Below are 19,108 nucleotides of genomic sequence, written 5' to 3'. Positions count from 1 at the left end.
GCATGAAGACGATATTGATCGTGGACGATGAACCGAGAACAAGGCAAGGCATTCGCAAAACGCTGGAGGCTTGGTCTTCCGGGAGGCATCGATTCGTGACGGCGTCCAGCGGAGTCGAAGCATTGGCTTGGTTGGAGAAGAACGAAGCCAATTTGCTCGTGACGGACATCCGCATGCCGGAAATCGGCGGATTGGATCTGGTCGAGAAGCTGAGCGGGATGGCCCATCCTCCCGTCGTCATCGTCATTTCCGGCCACCCGGAATTCGATTACGCGCAGAAAGCGCTCCAACTCGGAGTCGTCGAATATTTGTTGAAGCCGCTGGACAAGAATAAGCTGATTATGGCTGTCGAGCAAGCGCTTAAAAGAGAAGGAGATTTGCATCGGATCGGTCGGATGGAGAAGCTGGTAGACCCGAAGCTATTGGAAGCGGGAGAGCACGAGGAGCGATATAGCCCCGCGGTCCGCGAGACGATTCGCTACTTGGAAGAGCGGCTCCAAGATCCTGTCACGTTGCGAGACGTAGCGGAGCATCTGCACTTGAACGCCAGCTATTTCAGCGTTTTGTTCAAGGAGCAGACCGGTCTCACTTTCAGCGATTACTTGACTAGAAGAAGGGTTCAGCGAGCCAAAGAACTGTTGGTAAGCACGCGGATGCCCATAGCGGAAATCGCCGAAAAAGTAGGTTATCAGACAGCTAAATATTTCGTGAAGGTGTTTCGTTCGCAAGAATCGGTTAGCCCCGGCCAGTACAGGCAAAATGTCGCGGATACCGAAGAAACGATCCAATAAAAGTGGTATTAGTCCCAATCCCCGTATCCTTATTGTGCTGTCCGGGCGGTGGTAGAATATCGTTAAAGCGGTTACAAGCCGCTGGACTTTCACTAAAAAAGGGGATGTAAACGTGTTCAACAAAAAATGGACCACGATGCTGCTTACGCTTAGCCTGACATTAGTCTTGGCTGCTTGCGGCGGCAAGGAAGGCAACAACGAAGGCGCTGCCGAATCCCAAGGTTCCGCCGAAACCGGCGGAGCAAAAGTAACGGTTAACTTCATGCACTTGTGGCCGGAAGGCGTATCCGCCGGTCAGAACAGAATCGTTAACCAAATCATTAAAGCTTACCAAGACGAGAATCCGAATGTCACGATCAAGCAGGAAGTACTCGATAACGAACAATACAAGAATAAATTGAAAGTGCTTTCAGCATCGAATCAATTGCCGGACGTAGGCGTCACTTGGGCAGCCGGCTTCTTGCAGCCTTACGTAGAAGGCAACCTGTTCACGCCGGTTGACGATCTTCTCGGCGGCGAGCTTAACGGCAAATTCGTCTCCGGCACAACCGAAGCTTATGCGATTAACGGTAAAACGTATGCGCTTCCACTAGAGTTCAACATCGCTCCGGTTTACTATAACAAAGCTATTTTCGAGAAGAATAACTTGGAAATCCCGCAAACTTACGATCAATTCAAGCAAGTCGTGAAAGCGCTGTCCGATGCCGGGGTCGCGCGATCGCGCTCGGCAACAAAGATCGTTGGACAGGCTCCCTCTGGTATATGTACCTGGCGGACCGCATCGCGGGCAAAGATACTCTCGCAGACGCAATCAACGGCTCCGGCTCGTTCTCCGACGAAGGACTGACCAAAGCGGCTTCGGAGGTTCAAGCGCTAGTGGACGCGAACGCGTTCGTGAAAGGCTTCAACGGCTTGTCTAACGAAGAAGCGAAGTCCGAGTTCCTGAACGGCAAAGCAGCCATGTACATGATGGGAACGTGGGAGCTTCCGAACTTCACGACGAACGAAGACATTCCGAAAGAATTCCGCGACAGCGTCGGTTTCTTCAAATTCCCGACGGTAGAAGGCGGCAAAGGCGACATTAACAGTTGGGTAGGCGGTCCGGGAGTCGGCTTGTTCGTCTCCGAGAACTCGACGGTCAAAGCGGAAGCTAAGAAGTTCGTAGAATATTTCGTTAGCAAATGGGGCGAGCAATCCGTTACCGGCGCGGGAGTCATCCCGGCGACCAAAGTCGACACGTCGACGCTTCAACTGCCTCAGTTGTACATCGATCTGTTCAACGAGATGAACAAAGCAAGCAGCATCACCCTGTTCGCGGACGTTCAAATGAAGGCGAACGCGGCCGAAACTCACCTTAATATGATTCAAGCGCTATTCGGCAAGGCGGCAACGCCCGAAAAATTCGCGGAAGAGCATACCGCGGCGATCTCCAAAGGAAACTAATCGTCGAGATAATCGTCGCTAAGGGTACAAAGACCTATCCACTTCATTGACGGATAGGTCTTTGCCCGACAATGACCGAAAGAAAGGGGGCGGCCGCCTTGGATAAAGTGCTTTCGAACAAAAAAATGATCGCGTTGTACGTTCTGCCTTCCTTGCTCCTCATTCTGGCCATCGTATATATTCCGATCGTGTTGACAGGATACTACGGATTGCATGAGTGGAACGGAATCGGCGCCATGAAATTCATCGGACTCGATAATTATCAAGAATTGCTTAAGGACAAGACGTTCTGGGATAGCGCGCGGCACTCTTTACTGTTAGCGGTGTTTTCCGGGCTCAGCCTTATTCTGTACTTAGTTGTCGCGATGGTATTGGCAGCCCGCATCAAAGGGGCTAATCTGTTCCGTAAAATTTATTTGATTCCGATGTTGTTGTCTTCGGTTGCGATTGCCCAACTGTGGATTAAGATTTATCATCCGACGAACGGTGTCCTGAACAGCGTTCTGGAATCTCTTGGCTTCGAAAATCCACCCGCATGGCTCGCGGAGCCTTCGCTCGTTCTATATGCGTTGTTCGTTCCGATCTTGTGGCAGTATGCGGGCTTCTATATTCTGATCTATTACGCGGCGTTGAAGAACATCCCGTCTTCCTTGGAGGAAGCGGCCAAGATCGACGGGGCCAGCTCATGGCAAATCGCTTGGAAAATCAAGCTTCCTCTCGTTATGGAAGTGTTCAAGGTGACGATCGTATTATCGCTTGTCGGTTCCCTGAAATATTTCGATCTGATCTTCGTCATGACGGATGGCGGACCGAACGGCTCGAGCGAGGTCATGGCTTCCTATATGTATCATGAGGCTTTCCGCGCTTATGATTTCGGATACGGAAGCGCGATCGGTTTTTTCCTGCTCGTCATCTGCCTAGTCGCGACTTGGGTCATTCGCAAGCTCACCGCCACCAAAGATACGATCCAATATTCATAAGGAGGAACGCTTCATGACGACTACGGACGCAGGACGGTTGCCGGCCGGAGCGAACCCGGGGGCTGGGATCGGACGCAAGCTGGGCATGACCTTGCTATACGTCGTGTTGATCGCGGTTGCCGTGCTGCAACTCTATCCGCTAATCTGGCTATTATTCTTCTCTCTTAAAAACAATCAGGAAGTGTTTAACCTTCCTCCGCTGTCTCTCCCGACGAATCCTCGTTGGGAAAACTACGAGAAAGTATGGAGCGCGGGAAACATCGACGTGTATTTCTTAAACAGCGTGTGGATCACGTTCGTCGCCACGGCGTTGACCGTTGTGTTGGGCAGCTTGGTTACCTACGCGATTACCCGCATGAAATGGAAAAGCAGCAAACTCGTGCTTGGCCTGTTCATGGTAGCGATGATGATTCCCGTCCATTCGACGCTAATTCCGTTATTCAGCTTGTTTAGCGATGTCGGCCTTACGGATCATCCGCTGGCTTTAATATTGTCCTACGTCGCGTTTAACATGCCGATCACGATCATGATCTTGTTAGGATTCTACTATGCGTTGCCGCGGGAAGTGGAAGAGGCGGCGGTCATCGACGGATGTTCGGTCAACCGGATGTATTTCCGCATCGTATTCCCGATGACCGTCTCGGTTCTCGCGACTACGGCGATCATCAATATGATCTACAACTGGAACGAGTTCATCTTCGTGAATACGTTCATCAGCTCGGACGTCTACAAGACGCTTACCGTCGGCGTGCAGAACTTCATCGGACAATACACGACCGATTGGGGCGCGATCGGCGCCACTTTGATGATCAGCATCTTGCCGATCCTCCTTACGTTCCTGTTCCTTAGCGACCGGATCGTGGAAGGCATCGCCGCCGGTTCCGTTAAAGGGTAAGCCGGAGTATACGAGAAAGGAGAAAAGACATGAAAAGAAACGATTACTTCAACGCGCATCATTCTCCGATCGGCGCATTCGCCAGCTTTACATTGGGTTTCCCCGGCGCGGGAGGCGGCCTGGATCTCGAACAAGGCCGCTCTCCAAGGCAGAACGTCTATATCGGACTGGAGCGGATCGACGGTTCCGGTTACGATTCGCTTCCATTCCATGCCGTTCGCGACGGCGACGAGAGCAAGAGATACGATATCGAGAATCCCGATCCGAATCCGGATAAGCCTCAGATCGTTATTCCGTTCGCGAGAGATGCCGTGCGGCGCGATTTCCGGCTGACGACCGATTGTTGGTCGGCCGGCGACCTGAAGTTCACGATCTATTCGCCCGTCTGTTCCGTTCCGGACCCGGCAGTCGCTTCGGATGAAGAGATGAAGGAAGCGTTGCTTCCCGCGGTGCTGGCTGAACTGACGGTCGACAATACCTCTTCGGATCGAGCTCGTCGGGCCTTCTTCGGTTATCAAGGCAACGATGCGTACAGCTCGATGCGGCGGCTCGACGATACGATGCCCGGAGTAGCCGGGATCGGCCAAGGCCGATTCGCCTCTATCGTTAGCCGCGACGAAGACGTTCGTTCGGCCATGCATTTCAGCATCGAGGATATCGTCGCTTCCGAGCACGAGGAAAATTGGACGTTCGGGCTCGGTACCGTCGGCGCTCTCGTCGTGGACGTTCCGGCCGGCCAGCGGCGCACGTACCGGTTCGCGATTTGCTTCCATCGGGGAGGCTACGTGACGGCGGGGATCGATGCATCTTATTACTACACGCGATATTATTCGAATATCGAACAGGTCGGAAATTATGCCCTATCGAACTGGGAACGGTTAACGGCACGCATGGAGGCTGAGAACGCGCTGCTGGCATCCGCTTCCCTCAGCGACGATCAGCGGTTCATGATGGCGCACGCCATCCGGAGCTATTACGGTTCGACGCAATTGCTCGACCACGAGGGTGAACCGTTCTGGATCGTCAACGAAGGCGAGTAAAGGATGATGAACACGTTCGACTTGACGGTCGATCAGTTGTTCTACGAGTTGAAGCTGAACCCTTGGACCGTGAAGAACGAATTGGATATGTTCGTCAAGAGATTCCGGTACGAGGATCGCGTCCGGTTCCCGGGAGACGACAAGGAGTACCCGGGGGGAATTAGCTTCACGCATGATATGGGCGTGGCGAATACGGTATCCAGACCGGAGTTTTCTTCGTATGAGCTTTATGGACTTGATGGCTGTTTCTCCCATATGACGCATGAGCAGCTCGTCAACTGGATTCTGTGCGCCGCGACGTACGCGGAACAGACAGGCGACGCGGATTGGGTGAAGACTAACCTGAACGTATTTGCGGATTGCTTCGCCAGCATGCTGAATCGGGATCATCCCGAGGAAGCCAAGCGCAACGGCATCATGGGGCTGGACAGCACGCGGGTGAAGGGCGGCGCCGAGATCACGACTTACGACAGCTTGGACGTATCGCTGGGACAAGCGCGCAATAACATTTACCTAGCGGGCAAAAGTTGGGCTGCTTATGTCGCTTTAGAGAAAATATTCGCGGATAACGGGTTGGCGGAACTGTCCGCGCACGCGGGTCTTCAGGCAGAGCGTTGCGCCGAGACGATCGCAAGCCATGCGACGGAGGACGGCTACATTCCGGCCGTTATCGGAGAGGGCAACGACTCGAAGATTATTCCGGCGATCGAAGGACTTGTCTTCCCTTATTTCACAGGCAATCGCGAGGCGCTCTCGGAGGACGGTCGATTCGGAAGGTATGTATCCGTGCTTAAGGGGCATTTGACATACGTCCTTCGCGAAGGCATCTGTCTATTCGAAGACGGAGGATGGAAGATTTCCTCTACGAGCAATAACAGCTGGCTAAGCAAAATTTACCTGTGCCAATTCGTCGCGCGGCACATCCTCGGGTGGCCGAGAGACGAGATCGACCTTCGCGCGGACGCTACCCACGTGAAATGGCTGACGCATCCGACGCTGTCCGTGTGGAGTTGGAGCGATCAAATCTTATCCGGCGAAATTACGGGAAGCAAATATTATCCTCGCGGCGTAACGAGCATATTGTGGCTGGAGGAGCAGCGTTCATAATGATTGGAATAGTAGAGAGGCCGGGAGATATCCCGGCCTCTCTCAGATCGTCGAGAAACCCACGTCTTTTTAGACATTGGGTTTCTTTTTTTATTTAGGTGCCTGGAAGAAGGGGGATCTGGGGAGATTATTACCCCATTTCCCTCCTGTCCAGATGGAGGGCAATCTTCTTCATATTCTGTACAGCAGCAGTCATAAGCGCTTGCTCGGTCACATTTCGCAGTCCTCGCAAACGGCAATAGCGAAACCCGTGGAGCTCTTTGGCGTCCGCAAAGCTTCGCTCAATCGTTTCTTTTCGTTTGCGGTATAGCTTCTTGCCCGACTTGCTCAGCCGGTTAAGTCGCACGCGCTCTTTGCTCTCTTCCCACACGTGCCGAGTCACGACTTTTCGGCGGTTCTGTGACCGGGTACACTTGTTTAACATCGGACATGACGCGCATTGCTGCGGATCAGAAGCATAGTGTCGGTAACCATGTCGGTCTGTCGTTTTGTACGGTAACTCCTGCTTTTGCGGACAAATATAAAGATCTCGCTCGTCATCATACTTAAATTCATGTTTGTGGTACAGGCCTTGTGTAGGATGGAATCTGCGGTGAGCAATAACGCCAAAGATTTTCCGCGTGTCCAACCCCTTACAGATCGGTGCTGTGAGGTAACCTGAATCCAATGCTACTGCTTCTACCTGAAAACCGAATCTTTCGCGTTGACGGTCCAATCGTTCGAGATAGGGCATCGAATCATGTACGTTACCTGGCGTGACAAAGACATCGGTAATGAGATTGTACTTCATATCAACCGTGCGGTGGTCCAGATAAAAGAAGCCTTCCGGCTTGCCGTCCCGAACCATATACCCGCTATCGGGATCGGTGGTACTAACCTTCACTTCCTTGTCTTCGTTCACCTCCTCTCTAGGTTTCAGGGCTTTTTTCCATGCGCCTTCCGATCAGCTTCAACAGCGGCGTTCAGCTCGTCCACATACGCCTTCGTATTTTGCTGTACTTGTTCTTTGGTGTACTTATGTTTATTGGCGCTGGACTTGATGTGAGTCGAGTCGGAAATAAGGACTCTTCCGCCGACCATCCGGTGTGAGATCGCTTGTAAGACGATTTCATCAAAGATATCTTGAAATACAGTTGTATCCTTAAACCGTGTTCTTCTATTCCAGCTAATCGTCGTATGATCCGGCACGCGGTCAGTCAATCCGAGGCCGAGGAACCAGCGATAAGCAAGATTAGTCTGGATTTCTCGCTCCAACTGCCGTTCGGACCGAATGCCATAGAAGTAGCCCAGAAAAATCATCTTAAAGAGTACGACCGGATCAACAGCGGGACGACCATTGTCTTCGCAATAAAGTGGGCGTACCTTATCATCGATGAAAGAGAAGTCGATATATTTATCGATCTTTCGAAGCATGTGATCGGCGGGAACAAGATCTTCGATGGAAACAAATTCATAGTTCTGTTGTTTATCGCGATTAGAACGAAGCATGGAAACACCATCCGTTCGGTATAGTTAAATCTATTATACCAAATTAACGCGGTGTCGTATTAAACTATTTAGACATAATAAAAGCTGTCGAGACTTTCTCGACAGCCTGAGAGAGGCCGGGAGATATCCCGGCCTCTCTATTCGCGATGCGATGCGACGCGAAATCCATCTTCCATGAGGTTGACAAGGAGAAGCGCGGCAACCTATTATCGTAACAGTAATTATAGTTAGGAAACATCGGCGATCCATCGCGGGAGAGAAGGAATTAGGAAGATGTCACAAAAAAAGACCAATCGCACGCTCGTGACGGTTGGACTGCTGGCGGCTCTGTTCATCGGGGCGCTGGATACGACCGTCGTTACGACGGCAACGAACAGCATCGCCAAGGATTTGAACGGACTAAGCTTGATTAGCTGGATTTTCTCTATCTATACGCTCACGACTTGCGTATCGACGCCGATTTTCGGCAAGCTGGCGGACTTGTATGGAAGAAAGTCTATTTTTACGATAGGCCTTGTTTTATTTCTAGCAGGCTCCGTCCTCTGCGGCGCGGCGCAATCGATGACCGAACTGATCTGGTTTCGGGCCATTCAGGGGTTAGGGGCTGGAGCGTTAACTCCTGTTACCTTTACGATTATCGGGGATATGTATACCGGAGAACAGAGAGGGAAGGTTCAGGGCGTACTCTCCTCCGTATGGTCTATCGCCGGATTAATCGGTCCGTTCGTCGGAGGTTATTTCGTCGACACGATCTCATGGCGCTGGATTTTCTACATGAACGTTCCGGTCAGCATCGTGTCTTTCATTCTCGTATTCGGGTTTTTACATGAACGCTTCACTAAGATGTCCAAGAGCATCGACTATATCGGAGCGCTTACCTTCACGGTCAGCATATCGAGTTTGCTGCTCGCTTTGCTGACCGGAGGCGAGACGTACGCCTGGAATTCCGCGACTATTGTTGTTCTTTTCGCTGTTGCGACCTTATTCCTCCTTGTGTTTCTCAGGATTGAATCCAAGGCGAAAGAACCTATGCTTCCTTTGCGGCTGTTCCGGGAAAGAAGCTTGGCTATTCCATACGTGCTCGGATTTTTCGGGTTCTGCATCGTGGCCGGCGTTACCATCTACATTCCGTTATGGATTCAGAGCGTCATGGCCTACAGCGCTACGAAATCCGGGTTGATGCTCATGCCGATGTCGATCACTTGGGCGCTGGCTGCTAGTTTATCGGGAAGATACATGTTCCGTCTCGGGGCAAAAAAATTCATGCTTCTCGGAACGGTCTTCGTCGCATGCGGGGCGCTATGGCTGATCTTCATCGATATGAACTCGTCTTACATGGAGATGATCGGGATCGTATCCGTGGTCGGGTTCGGAATGGGCTGCATTAGTACTCCCGCCATCGTCACGATCCAGAACGCCGCGGCGGTAACCATGCGCGGAGTGGCGACTTCGACGAATTCGCTTATGGGCGCTTTAGGCCAGACGGTCGCGGTTGCCGTATTCGGGATGTTGTTTAATCGGGTAGTTACGGAGGAAACGCCGACGCAGATGGCGGATGGAATGCATTTGATCTTCATCGCCATACTAGTGGTCGCGGCCATCAAAGTAATCGTGGCCCAATTGTTGCCTTCGGGGCGAAAGTCCGAGGAGAGTCAGTCCGCTTGAGCGATTAAACGTAAAGATGCCTTCATAACCACTAAGGAAGTGGGGATGAAGGCATCTTCGATATTAATTCCCGTTGCTCTGCTCAGCCGCGGGAGCATCGCCATGCTGCTGGCCTTGTTGCTGGCGCTGCCCTCTCGGTCCGCCGCCCATACCGCCCATGCCGCCGAAGCCGCCTTCGCTTATCGTAATCGTAACCGCGTTCTGGGTGTTGTCTTCTAGATCGACGCTCACGATATCGTCGGCTTTAAGCTCTGCGGCCGTAAGCTCGGTTTCCGTCCGTTGCTGGTTCTCGAAGGCGATCTTGACGATCTTGGTGACCGGCGTAATTTGAATGTCCGACGTTTCTTCCGAGAACATGTTCTCCATGTTAGGGCGATTCTGCCCTTCGCCTTGAGGAGGTTGGTTGCCTTCGCCGCTCGGCGGTTGCGCGTTGTCGCCCGGAGGCTGCGGTCCGCCGCCTTGGCCGCGCTCTCCGGGTACGAACGAAGACTTATACACCGTGATCGTCTCTCCGTTCACGCTTTTAATTTTTCCCAGCAAATCGGCACCCATCATCGGCGACCGTCCTTGGCCTTGCCCGGGAGCTTGTCCCCGTTGATCTTGCGGGATGTCTCCGCCATTGCCTTGCGCAACGGGGGTACTAGATGCTTGGTTCGTCGAATCCGCGCCGCATCCGGTCAGCAGAATGACGGCGGCGATCGCGGTAACAAGCAGCTTCTTAGAATTCGCCATAGCTTATCTCTCTCCTCATAGCATCATCAGCTTGTTAATGGCCGTATGACCTAACTACGAATCCAATAACTCAAAAGGCTCGCTATAAGGAAAGATTTCGTATAAGCAGTCAGTTCCCGTTAAATGTCGCGGACGATAGGGGTGACGTATAAATAGGGAGTCCGCGTGGTCGTGTAGGTGCCTTCCAGCGACTTCTCCGTTAGGAGATTCGCTTTAACGAGAGCGGAGATTTTGGCGGAATCCGCCTTGAACAGCACCTTCCATAAATCCGGATCGGGAAGGGCTTCGATCAGCAATTGATCGTTGTAATGTTTTCTTTCCTGATACAGCACTTTAAGCGTATAGTCGTCCAGTTGGAACTCGGAGTCCTGCGGGTAATCTCTCGTGATGTCCCGGCGGAGCTCCTCGAGCTCGTCTTCCCATTGCTTGATCTGGGTCTTCAACTGGCAGAAGCGGACCAGCTTGTCGGCGTTCATCGGATAAGCCTCCATTCATAAGGTTATGTTGATTTGTATGAGAGGGAGGCTTGTTTTATGAAATTCGGCCGGTTGGAACCGGCCAAAGATCTTTTTCGTATCAAAGAGTATGTCGATAAGGGGGAATAACGTGAAATCCATTACGGTTAAAGCGCTGAAGGAGCGATTCAAGCTGGAAGTGCTGGCGGGGGAAGATCATATGCATCGCGAGATTACCCGTCCTAGAGCGCATCGCCCGGGATTGGAGTTCGTCGGGTATTTCGATTTTTTTCCGATGAATCGCGTGCAAGTGCTCGGCAGGAAAGAAATCAATTATTTGCATAAGCAGACCGAAGAGGAGCGCAACCTGCATATCGGCAACGTAGTGAAGTACCATCCTCCTTGTTTTATCGTGACGGCCAAGCAAGAGGGATTGAAGTATTTAATGATCTATTGCCAGCAGGAAGGCATACCGCTATTGCGGACGGACGAGACGACGACGGAGTTTCTGGGTAAGCTGGATGCGTTCCTCGTTCAAGCGCTGGCACCGGAAATCGCCGTTCATGGCTTATGCGTGAACGTATCGGGGATCGGCATTCTGCTCAGAGGGAAATCCGGAATCGGCAAGAGCGAGACCGCGCATACGCTCATTCGCAGGGGGCATCGCCTCGTCGCCGACGATATCGTCGTCCTTAAGAAGCTAAGCTCTCAGACGATCCTTGGCACGCATAACGAAACGACGAAGGAATTTCTGGCGCTGCGGAGCATCGGACTTATTAACGTAGTCAGGTTATACGGAAGAAAAGCGTTTCAGGACGAGACTCGAATCGTGCTCGATATCGAATTGTGCCCTTGGCAAGACCAAGCCTTGAACAACGATCTTGAGATGACGCCCAAGTTCACGGAATATTTAGGCGTTCGCATTCCGCATATCGAAATTCAACTGCAGCCGGGCAGAGACGTCGCGGGAATGATCGAAGCCGCCGCCAACAGCTGGTATCTGAAGCAACAAGGCTACAGCGCCGCGGAAGAATTCATGAAGCGGATCGAAGGAGAAATGAAATGAACAGACGCGCGTTCAGATTCGCGTTAATTTGGATGATCCTCGCGGCCATGACCGTATTGGCGGCGTGCAGCGGCAATGCGGAGACGCTTCAAACCGCCGAAACGCCGACGCCGCCTTCGGCTTCCTCTACCGCAACTGAGCAGCCTATCGCCTCCAAGCAGGCGGATGTCCCGGAGAAGTCCGGTTCCAAAGGGTATCTATGGAAAATTACCGGCGGCAAGAACTCCGGGTACTTGGCGGGTACGATCCATATCGCGAGGAAAGAAATGTATCCGCTGGACGCGGACTTGGAGCGGGCGATAGCGCAAGCGGATTATATCGCGTTGGAGCTGGATTTGACGAAAGTCGATCAGAAAAAAGTATTGGACATGGTCAACGACAAAGCGTTGCTGACCGACGGAACGACGCTGAAGGACCACGTGGCGGAAGAAGATTACGCTAAATTCCAATCCATCCTGAAGAAGTCTATCCTTAGCGCGGGAGCAGCCGCGTTCGATAAGTACGAGCCTTGGTATGCGGCGATGACATTGGAGAGCCTTCCGGCCATGAAGTATATGATGTACGACGGGATCGACCAGTATATTGCCAAGCAAGCCCATAAGGACGGCAAAGAGATCATCGAGCTGGAGAGCATGGAGTCCCAGCTCGGCATATTCGACGGATTCTCGGACGAGATGCAGCAGCTCTATTTTCACCAGACGGTAGAGAGCGCAGCGGCGGCTTCGATCGGGCTCAAGCAGTTGCTCGACATGTGGACTTTGGGGGATTTGAAGCTGCTGAAATCGACGCATGACCAGTTCGAGAAAGAAGGAAAGAAGTCGATGGGCGAAGAGTTCGACGAATATAACGATAGTTTCCTGGTGAAGCGGAACATCGGAATGGTTGATAAAATCGACCAAATGTTAAATGAAGGGGAAGCCGGCACATATCTGATCGCCGTCGGTTCCTTGCACATGGTCGGCGAACAGGGATTGGTCTCTTTGTTGGAGGACAAGGGATATACGGTGGAGTTTATTGAATAAGGGATATGGAAAGGGACGACGGAGAGCTGAATTGCATCTCCAATTGTTAGATGTGTCTAACAATTGGGGTGCATTTCAAGCCTCCATCGTCCCTTTTCTCGTTATTGGACTTGGTATTATTTGAAGAACAAAAAGTTGGTAGGGAGCTTGCGAAGCTGCCCGTCGGACGGATTGTTGATGACGCGGCCGTTGAAGACGAGCGAGGTGGAGCCCCCGCCGTCGAGGTTGTAGCCGTCAAGCGCGCCATACCGCTGCAACAAGATTTGCATCTCGGCCAATGTCGCGCCGGAGCTGCCTTTCTCGTTATAACCGTCGACGACTAGAAATAGGATCTGATCGTCTTTATAGTTGGCGATGACCGTGCGCGGAGCGCGTTTCGGACTTGTCTGCCACTTGGAAGGGATCTCGGTTTTTCTGCCGTTCTGAAGCAGCACGGGAACGAAGGACGCTCCATATTTCGGATTGAGCGCATCGAGCTGCGATTTGCTCGAGAATTTACCTCCGATCAGTTGGTTGTCCTCGTTTAACCCTACGAAAAACAAATCTTTAATAGAAGCTTGGAAACCGCCTATGTAATCCCCGTCGACGACCGTCGTGCTGAGAGGATACCGTTTGCCTCGGCTGTCGGCGAATCCCCCGGCGTTGACTCCAACCGCGGCCTTGTACCGATTGACGGCGGCAAGCGTCGTCTCCGAGCCGCCTTGTACGTCGTTGCCAAGAACGAGCTTCATCGCGTCGTCTTGCTTAAGTTTGATCTTAAGCGCGTAGCTACGGAAATTTTGCGTTCCCAGGTAGAACAGCTGAGCTTGAAGCTTGTCCGACTGAATCGTGGCTGCAGGCTTGCCTAGCTTATTCGTAATCCGCCGATCGTAGATTTGATAAGGGCGCGCGGCTTGGGTGGAAGCAATAGACGCGATTTTATTCATGTCCGCGTTGGTTTTCTTGTAAATCGATAGTTGCTTTTGAATGGACTTCCCCGTCCATTTGGCGATCCCTTCGGCTTCGTTTAGATGATCTAATACGCTGGCGGTCGTTGCGCTAGGATCGGAAGGGACGGTTGCATGCCGGGGAAAAGCGTTCTCCGGCAACTCGATTCGGACATTCTCGACGATCATCCAGATCAACATGCCAAGGAAAGGCGTACAGGCAAGCAGCAGCGTTCGGTTGAAGGAGCGAACCGATACCGCGCTCATTTCAGCACGTCCATGCTTTTTTTCAGCTCGTTCAACTGCTTCTTCACTTCGGCCAGCTGCGTGTACAGCTTATTGCTGTTGTCCGTCTTCGTATCGGCGTTGTCCTTCGTGAAGGTCAGCAGCTCGTTAAGCGATTGGATCTTGCTTTCCATCTGGGCAAGCTGTTCCTTATAGCCATTCTCAAGCTGCGTCAGGCGGCTGTCGTAATCTTGCTGCATCAAGGCGATTTGGCTCGCGGTTTGACGTTCCAGATCGGAGGAAACTTGGCGTTGAATGTGATCGGAATACTGTTTCGCGCCAATAACCCCGCCGGCGATCAGTGCAAGCCATAATAGGGCGAAAATGAAAAAAGCACCCCGGCGCTTCTTCCTGGGCGGCGTCTCTCTGTAAGGTTCCGTCAGCGTGGTTTGCGTTCTCTCTACTCCTAAATCTCTCATCTCTCTGTTTCTTACACCTCTCTTGTTGTCGTCGCGATCAACGAACTCAGAATAACCTTGTCGTACTATGAACGAATTCGGACGTCAAAAGTTGCACCTGTTATGGGATTGTAACATACTTTTCCCAATCGGGCGCGATGATCCTCGTAACCCCCGGTATTTACCAACTTGGTACAATTCTTCGGAAATAAGGCTCGGGATAGGGGTCGAAGTTGCAGGCGTATCACTTGATGCGCGGGCGATAAAGTTTTAGTATCATTGTAATGCATATAGAAGCGCGGTTAACGGAAGCGGAGGTGCCTGGATGATTGCCGTCGGCTTGGCGGGATGGGGTGACCATGATTCGTTGTATTTGCCCGGAACTGCGGCGAAGGACAAGCTTAGGGCTTATTCGGAGCATTTCTCCATCGTGGAGATGGACAGCTCGTTCTATGCGGTACAGCCGCCGGAACGAATGGAGCGATACGCGAGGGACACGCACGATGGATTCGGATTCGTCGTAAAAGCCTATCAAGGAATGACCGGCCACTTGCGGGGGAAACCGTATTATGACAATGACGGCGAGATGTACCAAGCGTTTCGCGACAGCCTTGAACCGGTTATGCAAGCCGGTAAATTAACAGCGGCATTGTTCCAGTATCCGCCGTGGTTCGATTGTACGAAGGATAACGTGCGCTCGCTGAGGGAAACGAAGAAGCGAATGGAGGGATTCCCTTGCGCGCTGGAGTTCCGCCATCAGAGCTGGTTCGAACCGAAGTATAGGGACGGAACGCTGGCGTTCATGCGCGAAGAGGGCTGGATTCATAGCGTGTGCGATGAGCCCCAGGCCGGAGTCGGCTCGATTCCGATCGTACTGGAGACCAGCGGAACGGAGTTTACGTTGGTCCGCATGCACGGCCGGAACGTGAACGGTTGGAATCAAAGCGGCGCTCCGAATTGGCGCGAGGTTCGCTACCTCTATAATTACGACGAGAGCGAGCTGGCGGAATGGAAAGAACGCATAGACCGGCTTACGGAGCAGTCGGAGAGAATCGGGGTTATTTTCAACAATAACTCGGGAGGACACGCCGCGGGGAATGCCAAGCAATTCATGCGAATGCTAGGACTGCGCGTCACGGAAAACCCGATGCAATTGGATTTGTTCGACCTATAACAAGACGAGAAGGGATTGTCGATATGATTAGATTCGGAATTATCGGAACGAACTGGATTACGGAGGATTTTATTAATGCCGCCCGCAGGCTTGGCGATTTCGCGTTAACCGCGGCGTATTCCCGAACGGAAGCGACCGGCCGCCAATTCGCGGACAAGCATGGGATCGATCATGTATACTCGGATTTGGAGGCATTCGCTAGCAGCTCCGAGTTTGATGCTATCTACATAGCAAGCCCGAACTCTTTCCATGCCGAACAAGCAATTCTATGCATGAATAAGGGGAAACACATCCTATGCGAGAAGCCTCTGGCCTCCAATGCGCAAGAGGTCGCGCGTATGACGGAGGCGGCGGGAAAGAACGGCGTTCTCCTGATGGAGGCCATGAAATCCACGTTTACGCCCAATTTCCAAGTCATTCGGGATAATCTCCATAAGATCGGCACGGTGCGCCGCTATTTCGGCAGCTACTGCCAATACTCCTCGCGGTATGATCTGTATAAGCGCGGCGAGCTTCCGAACGCATTCAACCCTCAATTTTCCAACGGCGCTTTGATGGACCTTGGGGTTTACTGCATCTATCCGCTAGTTGTTCTGTTCGGTCAACCGGACCGGGTCCAAGCTAGCGCGTTCATGCTGGACTCCGGCGTTGACGGAGCGGGGAGCTTGCTGCTTGGTTACAAGGAAATGGATGCGGTCATCCACTATTCCAAAATCGTCGATTCGTACGCCAACGCGGAAATTCAAGGGGAGAACGGCACAATTCTCTTCGATAAAATCAGCCGGCCGGACAAGGTGCAAATCCGGTACCGCGACGGAACGGTCGAGGATCTCACTCAGCCGCAGGAAGATAACGCGATGTACTACGAGGTTCGTGAATTCATCGAATTGATCAAGAGCGGCAGCAGGGAGTCGGATGTAAACTCTCATGCGAACTCCATGAAAGTTATCGAGATTATGGACGAGGCTCGCAAGCAGATGGGAATCGTATATCCGGCGGATCGCGGTTAATCGGAACCTACCACCCTCCCATAGTCGCAGAATGCGACTATGGCGGGTCAAGACCAACCAAGTACCCACTCATTGTCGCAAAACGCGACTATGGCGGGACGAAACCAACCAAGTACCCATCCCATTGTCGCAAAATGCGACTATGGCGGGACTAAACCAACCAAGTACCCTACCCATTGTCGCAAAAGCGACTATGGCGGGTCAAGAACCAACCAAGTACCCTCTCATTGTCACAAAACGCGACTATGGCGAGCGCCGCGGTCCGCGGAAACTCGCTCCCATCGTCGCAAAAAGCGACTATGGCGGGTTAAGACCAACCAATTACCTCCATTGTCGACAAAAGCGACTATGGCGGGTCAAGAACCAACCAAGTACCCTCCATTGTCGACAAAAGCGACTATGGCGGGTCAAGAACCAACCAAGTACCCTCCCATTGTCGCAAAAAGCGACTATGGCGGGTCAAGACCAACCAAGTACCCTCCCATAGTCGCAGAATGCGACTATGGCAGGTCAAGACCAACCAAGTACCCTCTCATTGTCGCAAAACGCGACTATGGCAAGCCTCCGTCAACTAAAGTCAGCATCTAAGGGGAATTACCGTGTCGATCGTCACCAGGTTAAAGGGCTTCAACTTTTTTTATTTTGCGATGTTCGCGCTGTTCCTTTCCTTCTTGCCCATCTATAGCGCCGAAGTCGGAGTTTCGGGAACTCACATCGGGCTCATCTTGGGCATGGGCAGCTTGATTAGCATCGTCGCGCAACCTTTGTGGGGGATGGTCAGCGATAAATCGCGGACGATCAAGAAGGTTCTCCTGCTCCTGTTGCTTGCCTCGATTCTAATAGGGACACTTCTTTTTCACGCCCATCAAATTTGGAGTTTAATCGTTCTCGTAGCGCTGATGAACGTGTTCTTTTTGCCGACGGATCCGCTCGTCGAGAGCTTGAACTTTCAAACCTCGCAGCGGGAGAAGGTAAACTACGGATCGGTTCGGATGTTCGGCGCTCTAGGATATGCGTGCGTCTCTCTTACTGCGGGCTATGCCCTTAAACTATGGGGAATGGACAGCCTTTCGTGGATTTTCTTCGGCGTCGGCTGCGCGGCCCTCCTGCTGGCATTGAGTCTCTCGGACGTTCAAGCGTCGGCAGCCAGACCGTCCTTCCATCATCTGAAGGATTTCTTCCTTCAGTCGCACACTTGGATCTTCTTCGTGATCGTGTTGATCGTCGCCATTCCTCATAAAATGAACGATACGTTCATCGGTCTGTACATGGAGGAGTTGGGCGGGGATGTGCGATTGACTGGTATGTCGTGGTTCGTCATGACGATAACGGAGACGGTTATGTTCGCGTTTGTCTCACGCATGATTAAACCCGGCAAAGAAGCGATTTGGATGACGTTAGCGGCCGGTCTATACGCGCTTAGGTTTCTATTGAGCTCCATGATAGGTACACCGTACGGACTTGTCGCGTTGCAAGTATTTCAAGGCTTCACCTTCGTGCTTTTTTACGTGGGCGCTTTGCAATATTTGTACCGGATCGTGCCGGAGCAATGGAAGTCGACCGGGCAGACCGCGCTGACGGCCACTTTCTTCGGCGTTTCCGGAATTATCGGTTCTACTGTCGGAGGTTTGTTGCTCGATCTATATGGAGGAGCGGTTCTATACAGAGGAATGGGCTTGTTTGCTTTGTTTGGGCTGGCGTTAGGAATCTATTTGGTAAGAAAACCTGCAACTGGAACGCAAGATCACTAGACATCTAGAATTTAAGGGGAAGAAAATGAATAAGCGCAACTCGAACAATTCGGGGTATTTAGGATGTTTATTTTTAATAATCATTGCAGTCATTGTCGGAATTTATATCTTTAACGGTAATTCCAAAACGAGTTCTAACGAGAATGAAAACATGGAAGCATCCGAAAATCTCCCTCGGGAATTTACCGCGCTTGAACGGGTCGAAGCCATGAATGCCGTCGTTAAAGGGGACGCGGCAACCCTAAAGAAGTGGTTGGACGAAGGGATGAGTCCTGATTCGTATGCCGATGTATACGATTACGATATTCCTAGACCATTTCTTCTTATAGCCATAAAAGAGGCGAAAATGGATATTATCCATCTGTTGTTCGAGTATGGAGCCAGCGTAGACGTAGGCGTAAAAATCGATCCGGAAGATCCTAAGGATAACGGGAATATCCCCGTATTATGGGAAACGATTTACCGCAAGAATGTCGGAGTCGCAAAAATCGTCTTAGATAAAGTAACTCCCGATACTCTAGCTTATACCGGAATAGATGAATCTCTGACGTGGTCCGTTGCCAAAAACGATAGTCCTGCTTTGGTTAAATTACTAATCGACAAGGGAGCGGACGTAGAATATTCTTGGAATGCGAACAGACCTCTAATCCATGCGGTAATGGAAAACAACTTAGACACCGTTAAACTGCTTGTTGAAGCCGGAGCGGACGTAAATGCGCTTGCCCCTTACGGCGAATACTTTATTGGCGATAATAAGCATTATATACCGGAACAATTTACGGCTTTGGATTGCGCGATTATGTGGGAACATCCCGAAATAGCCGAATATTTACGAAGTGCGGGCGGTACGGAAGTTTATCACTTTTAGAAAGGGGCACGA

At 51.8% G+C, this 19,108-nt stretch carries 15 protein-coding genes and 2 pseudogenes; 12 read left to right on the top strand and 5 right to left on the bottom strand.

What is annotated here, in order from left to right:
- The first annotated feature begins 2 nt into the window (after positions 1 to 2).
- From FPL14_RS08295 to FPL14_RS08275, 5 genes and pseudogenes are all read left to right on the top strand, one after another.
- Positions 3 to 791, top strand: coding sequence for a response regulator transcription factor (locus FPL14_RS08295; protein ID WP_182302544.1), 789 nt, complete (start codon positions 3 to 5; stop codon positions 789 to 791).
- Between the two features lie 112 nt (positions 792 to 903).
- Positions 904 to 2,234 (top strand): annotated as a pseudogene (locus tag FPL14_RS08290) (extracellular solute-binding protein).
- A 98-nt stretch (positions 2,235 to 2,332) separates the two neighbouring features.
- Entirely contained in the window at positions 2,333 to 3,214 is an 882-nt protein-coding gene (locus tag FPL14_RS08285; protein WP_182302543.1) for a carbohydrate ABC transporter permease, read from the top strand.
- A 13-nt stretch (positions 3,215 to 3,227) separates the two neighbouring features.
- Positions 3,228 to 4,109, top strand: coding sequence for a carbohydrate ABC transporter permease (locus tag FPL14_RS08280; protein WP_182302542.1), 882 nt, complete (start codon positions 3,228 to 3,230; stop codon positions 4,107 to 4,109).
- Positions 4,110 to 4,138: 29 nt separating this feature from the next.
- Positions 4,139 to 6,256: pseudogene (locus FPL14_RS08275) on the top strand (glycoside hydrolase family 52 protein).
- Between the two features lie 130 nt (positions 6,257 to 6,386).
- On the opposite strand, the gene FPL14_RS08270 reads toward FPL14_RS08275, so the two are convergent.
- A protein-coding gene (locus FPL14_RS08270) for an IS1182 family transposase (RefSeq protein WP_182299851.1) occupies positions 6,387 to 7,744 on the bottom strand; the annotation gives its coding sequence in 2 pieces (ribosomal slippage) (positions 6,387 to 7,174 and positions 7,174 to 7,744; 1,359 coding nt in all).
- A 273-nt stretch (positions 7,745 to 8,017) separates the two neighbouring features.
- On the opposite strand from FPL14_RS08270, the gene FPL14_RS08265 reads away from it, so the two are divergent.
- Positions 8,018 to 9,409: an MDR family MFS transporter gene (locus FPL14_RS08265; protein ID WP_182302541.1), complete on the top strand. Its 1,392-nt coding sequence runs from the start codon at positions 8,018 to 8,020 to the stop codon at positions 9,407 to 9,409.
- Between the two features lie 63 nt (positions 9,410 to 9,472).
- On the opposite strand, the gene FPL14_RS08260 is transcribed toward FPL14_RS08265, so the two are convergent.
- Together FPL14_RS08260 and FPL14_RS08255 are read right to left on the bottom strand one after the other, a co-directional pair.
- Positions 9,473 to 10,141 (bottom strand): hypothetical protein, encoded by a 669-nt coding sequence (locus tag FPL14_RS08260; protein ID WP_182302540.1) that lies wholly within the window; start codon positions 10,139 to 10,141, stop codon positions 9,473 to 9,475.
- A 119-nt stretch (positions 10,142 to 10,260) separates the two neighbouring features.
- Positions 10,261 to 10,617: a hypothetical protein gene (locus FPL14_RS08255; RefSeq protein WP_182302539.1), complete on the bottom strand. Its 357-nt coding sequence runs from the start codon at positions 10,615 to 10,617 to the stop codon at positions 10,261 to 10,263.
- Between the two features lie 130 nt (positions 10,618 to 10,747).
- Between FPL14_RS08255 and hprK the strand changes: the two genes are divergently transcribed.
- Both hprK and FPL14_RS08245 read left to right on the top strand, forming a co-directional pair.
- The gene (gene hprK / locus FPL14_RS08250) at positions 10,748 to 11,662 is read left to right on the top strand and encodes an HPr(Ser) kinase/phosphatase (protein WP_182302538.1); all 915 of its coding nucleotides are present in this window, start codon (positions 10,748 to 10,750) and stop codon (positions 11,660 to 11,662) included.
- On the top strand, positions 11,659 to 12,684 hold the full coding sequence (locus FPL14_RS08245; RefSeq protein WP_182302537.1) for a TraB/GumN family protein: 1,026 nt from the start codon (positions 11,659 to 11,661) through the stop codon (positions 12,682 to 12,684). The genes hprK and FPL14_RS08245 overlap by 4 nt, the downstream gene beginning before the upstream one ends.
- Positions 12,685 to 12,800: 116 nt before the next feature.
- Here the strand turns inward: FPL14_RS08245 and FPL14_RS08240 are convergent, their stop codons facing one another.
- A complete protein-coding gene (locus FPL14_RS08240) occupies positions 12,801 to 13,877 on the bottom strand; it encodes a phosphodiester glycosidase family protein (protein WP_182302536.1) in 1,077 nt (358 codons plus the stop codon).
- A complete protein-coding gene (locus FPL14_RS08235; RefSeq protein ID WP_182302535.1) occupies positions 13,874 to 14,314 on the bottom strand; it encodes a hypothetical protein in 441 nt (146 codons plus the stop codon). Before FPL14_RS08235 ends, FPL14_RS08240 begins: the two co-directional genes overlap by 4 nt.
- 304 nt (positions 14,315 to 14,618) lie before the next feature.
- Here FPL14_RS08235 and FPL14_RS08230 point away from each other — a divergent pair, with 304 nt between their 5' ends.
- The 4 genes from FPL14_RS08230 to FPL14_RS08215 all read left to right on the top strand — a co-directional run bounded on the left by FPL14_RS08230 (position 14,619) and on the right by FPL14_RS08215 (position 19,096).
- Positions 14,619 to 15,467 carry a DUF72 domain-containing protein gene (locus FPL14_RS08230; protein ID WP_182302534.1) on the top strand — a complete coding sequence of 283 codons (849 nt, stop codon included), beginning with the start codon at positions 14,619 to 14,621 and terminating at the stop codon, positions 15,465 to 15,467.
- Positions 15,468 to 15,490: 23 nt separating this feature from the next.
- Entirely contained in the window at positions 15,491 to 16,477 is a 987-nt protein-coding gene (locus FPL14_RS08225) for a Gfo/Idh/MocA family protein (protein ID WP_182302533.1), read from the top strand.
- Positions 16,478 to 17,076: 599 nt separating this feature from the next.
- Positions 17,077 to 18,228 carry an MFS transporter gene (locus FPL14_RS08220; RefSeq protein ID WP_182302532.1) on the top strand — a complete coding sequence of 384 codons (1,152 nt, stop codon included), beginning with the start codon at positions 17,077 to 17,079 and terminating at the stop codon, positions 18,226 to 18,228.
- Between the two features lie 151 nt (positions 18,229 to 18,379).
- A complete protein-coding gene (locus FPL14_RS08215) occupies positions 18,380 to 19,096 on the top strand; it encodes an ankyrin repeat domain-containing protein (protein WP_182302531.1) in 717 nt (238 codons plus the stop codon).
- Positions 19,097 to 19,108 lie beyond the last annotated feature (12 nt).

It is taken from the genome of Cohnella cholangitidis, assembly GCF_014107495.1.
GTDB classification, from domain to species: Bacteria; Bacillota; Bacilli; order Paenibacillales; family Paenibacillaceae; genus Cohnella; species Cohnella cholangitidis.
Note: the sequence above shows the minus strand (reverse complement) of the source record. Positions and strands in the feature narration are given on the sequence as shown.

Bases quoted from the DNA above. Each gene is read 5' to 3' on its own strand.
- FPL14_RS08295 (WP_182302544.1), top strand. From the start codon at position 3: ATGAAGACGATATTGATCGTGGACGATGAACCGAGAACAAGGCAAGGC.
- FPL14_RS08280 (WP_182302542.1), top strand. From the start codon at position 3,228: ATGACGACTACGGACGCAGGACGGTTGCCGGCCGGAGCGAACCCGGGG.
- FPL14_RS08265 (WP_182302541.1), top strand. From the start codon at position 8,018: ATGTCACAAAAAAAGACCAATCGCACGCTCGTGACGGTTGGACTGCTG.
- FPL14_RS08260 (WP_182302540.1), bottom strand. From the start codon at position 10,141: ATGGCGAATTCTAAGAAGCTGCTTGTTACCGCGATCGCCGCCGTCATT.
- FPL14_RS08255 (WP_182302539.1), bottom strand. From the start codon at position 10,617: ATGAACGCCGACAAGCTGGTCCGCTTCTGCCAGTTGAAGACCCAGATC.
- FPL14_RS08245 (WP_182302537.1), top strand. From the start codon at position 11,659: ATGAACAGACGCGCGTTCAGATTCGCGTTAATTTGGATGATCCTCGCG.
- FPL14_RS08240 (WP_182302536.1), bottom strand. From the start codon at position 13,877: ATGAGCGCGGTATCGGTTCGCTCCTTCAACCGAACGCTGCTGCTTGCC.
- FPL14_RS08235 (WP_182302535.1), bottom strand. From the start codon at position 14,314: ATGAGAGATTTAGGAGTAGAGAGAACGCAAACCACGCTGACGGAACCT.
- FPL14_RS08230 (WP_182302534.1), top strand. From the start codon at position 14,619: ATGATTGCCGTCGGCTTGGCGGGATGGGGTGACCATGATTCGTTGTAT.
- FPL14_RS08225 (WP_182302533.1), top strand. From the start codon at position 15,491: ATGATTAGATTCGGAATTATCGGAACGAACTGGATTACGGAGGATTTT.
- FPL14_RS08215 (WP_182302531.1), top strand. From the start codon at position 18,380: ATGGAAGCATCCGAAAATCTCCCTCGGGAATTTACCGCGCTTGAACGG.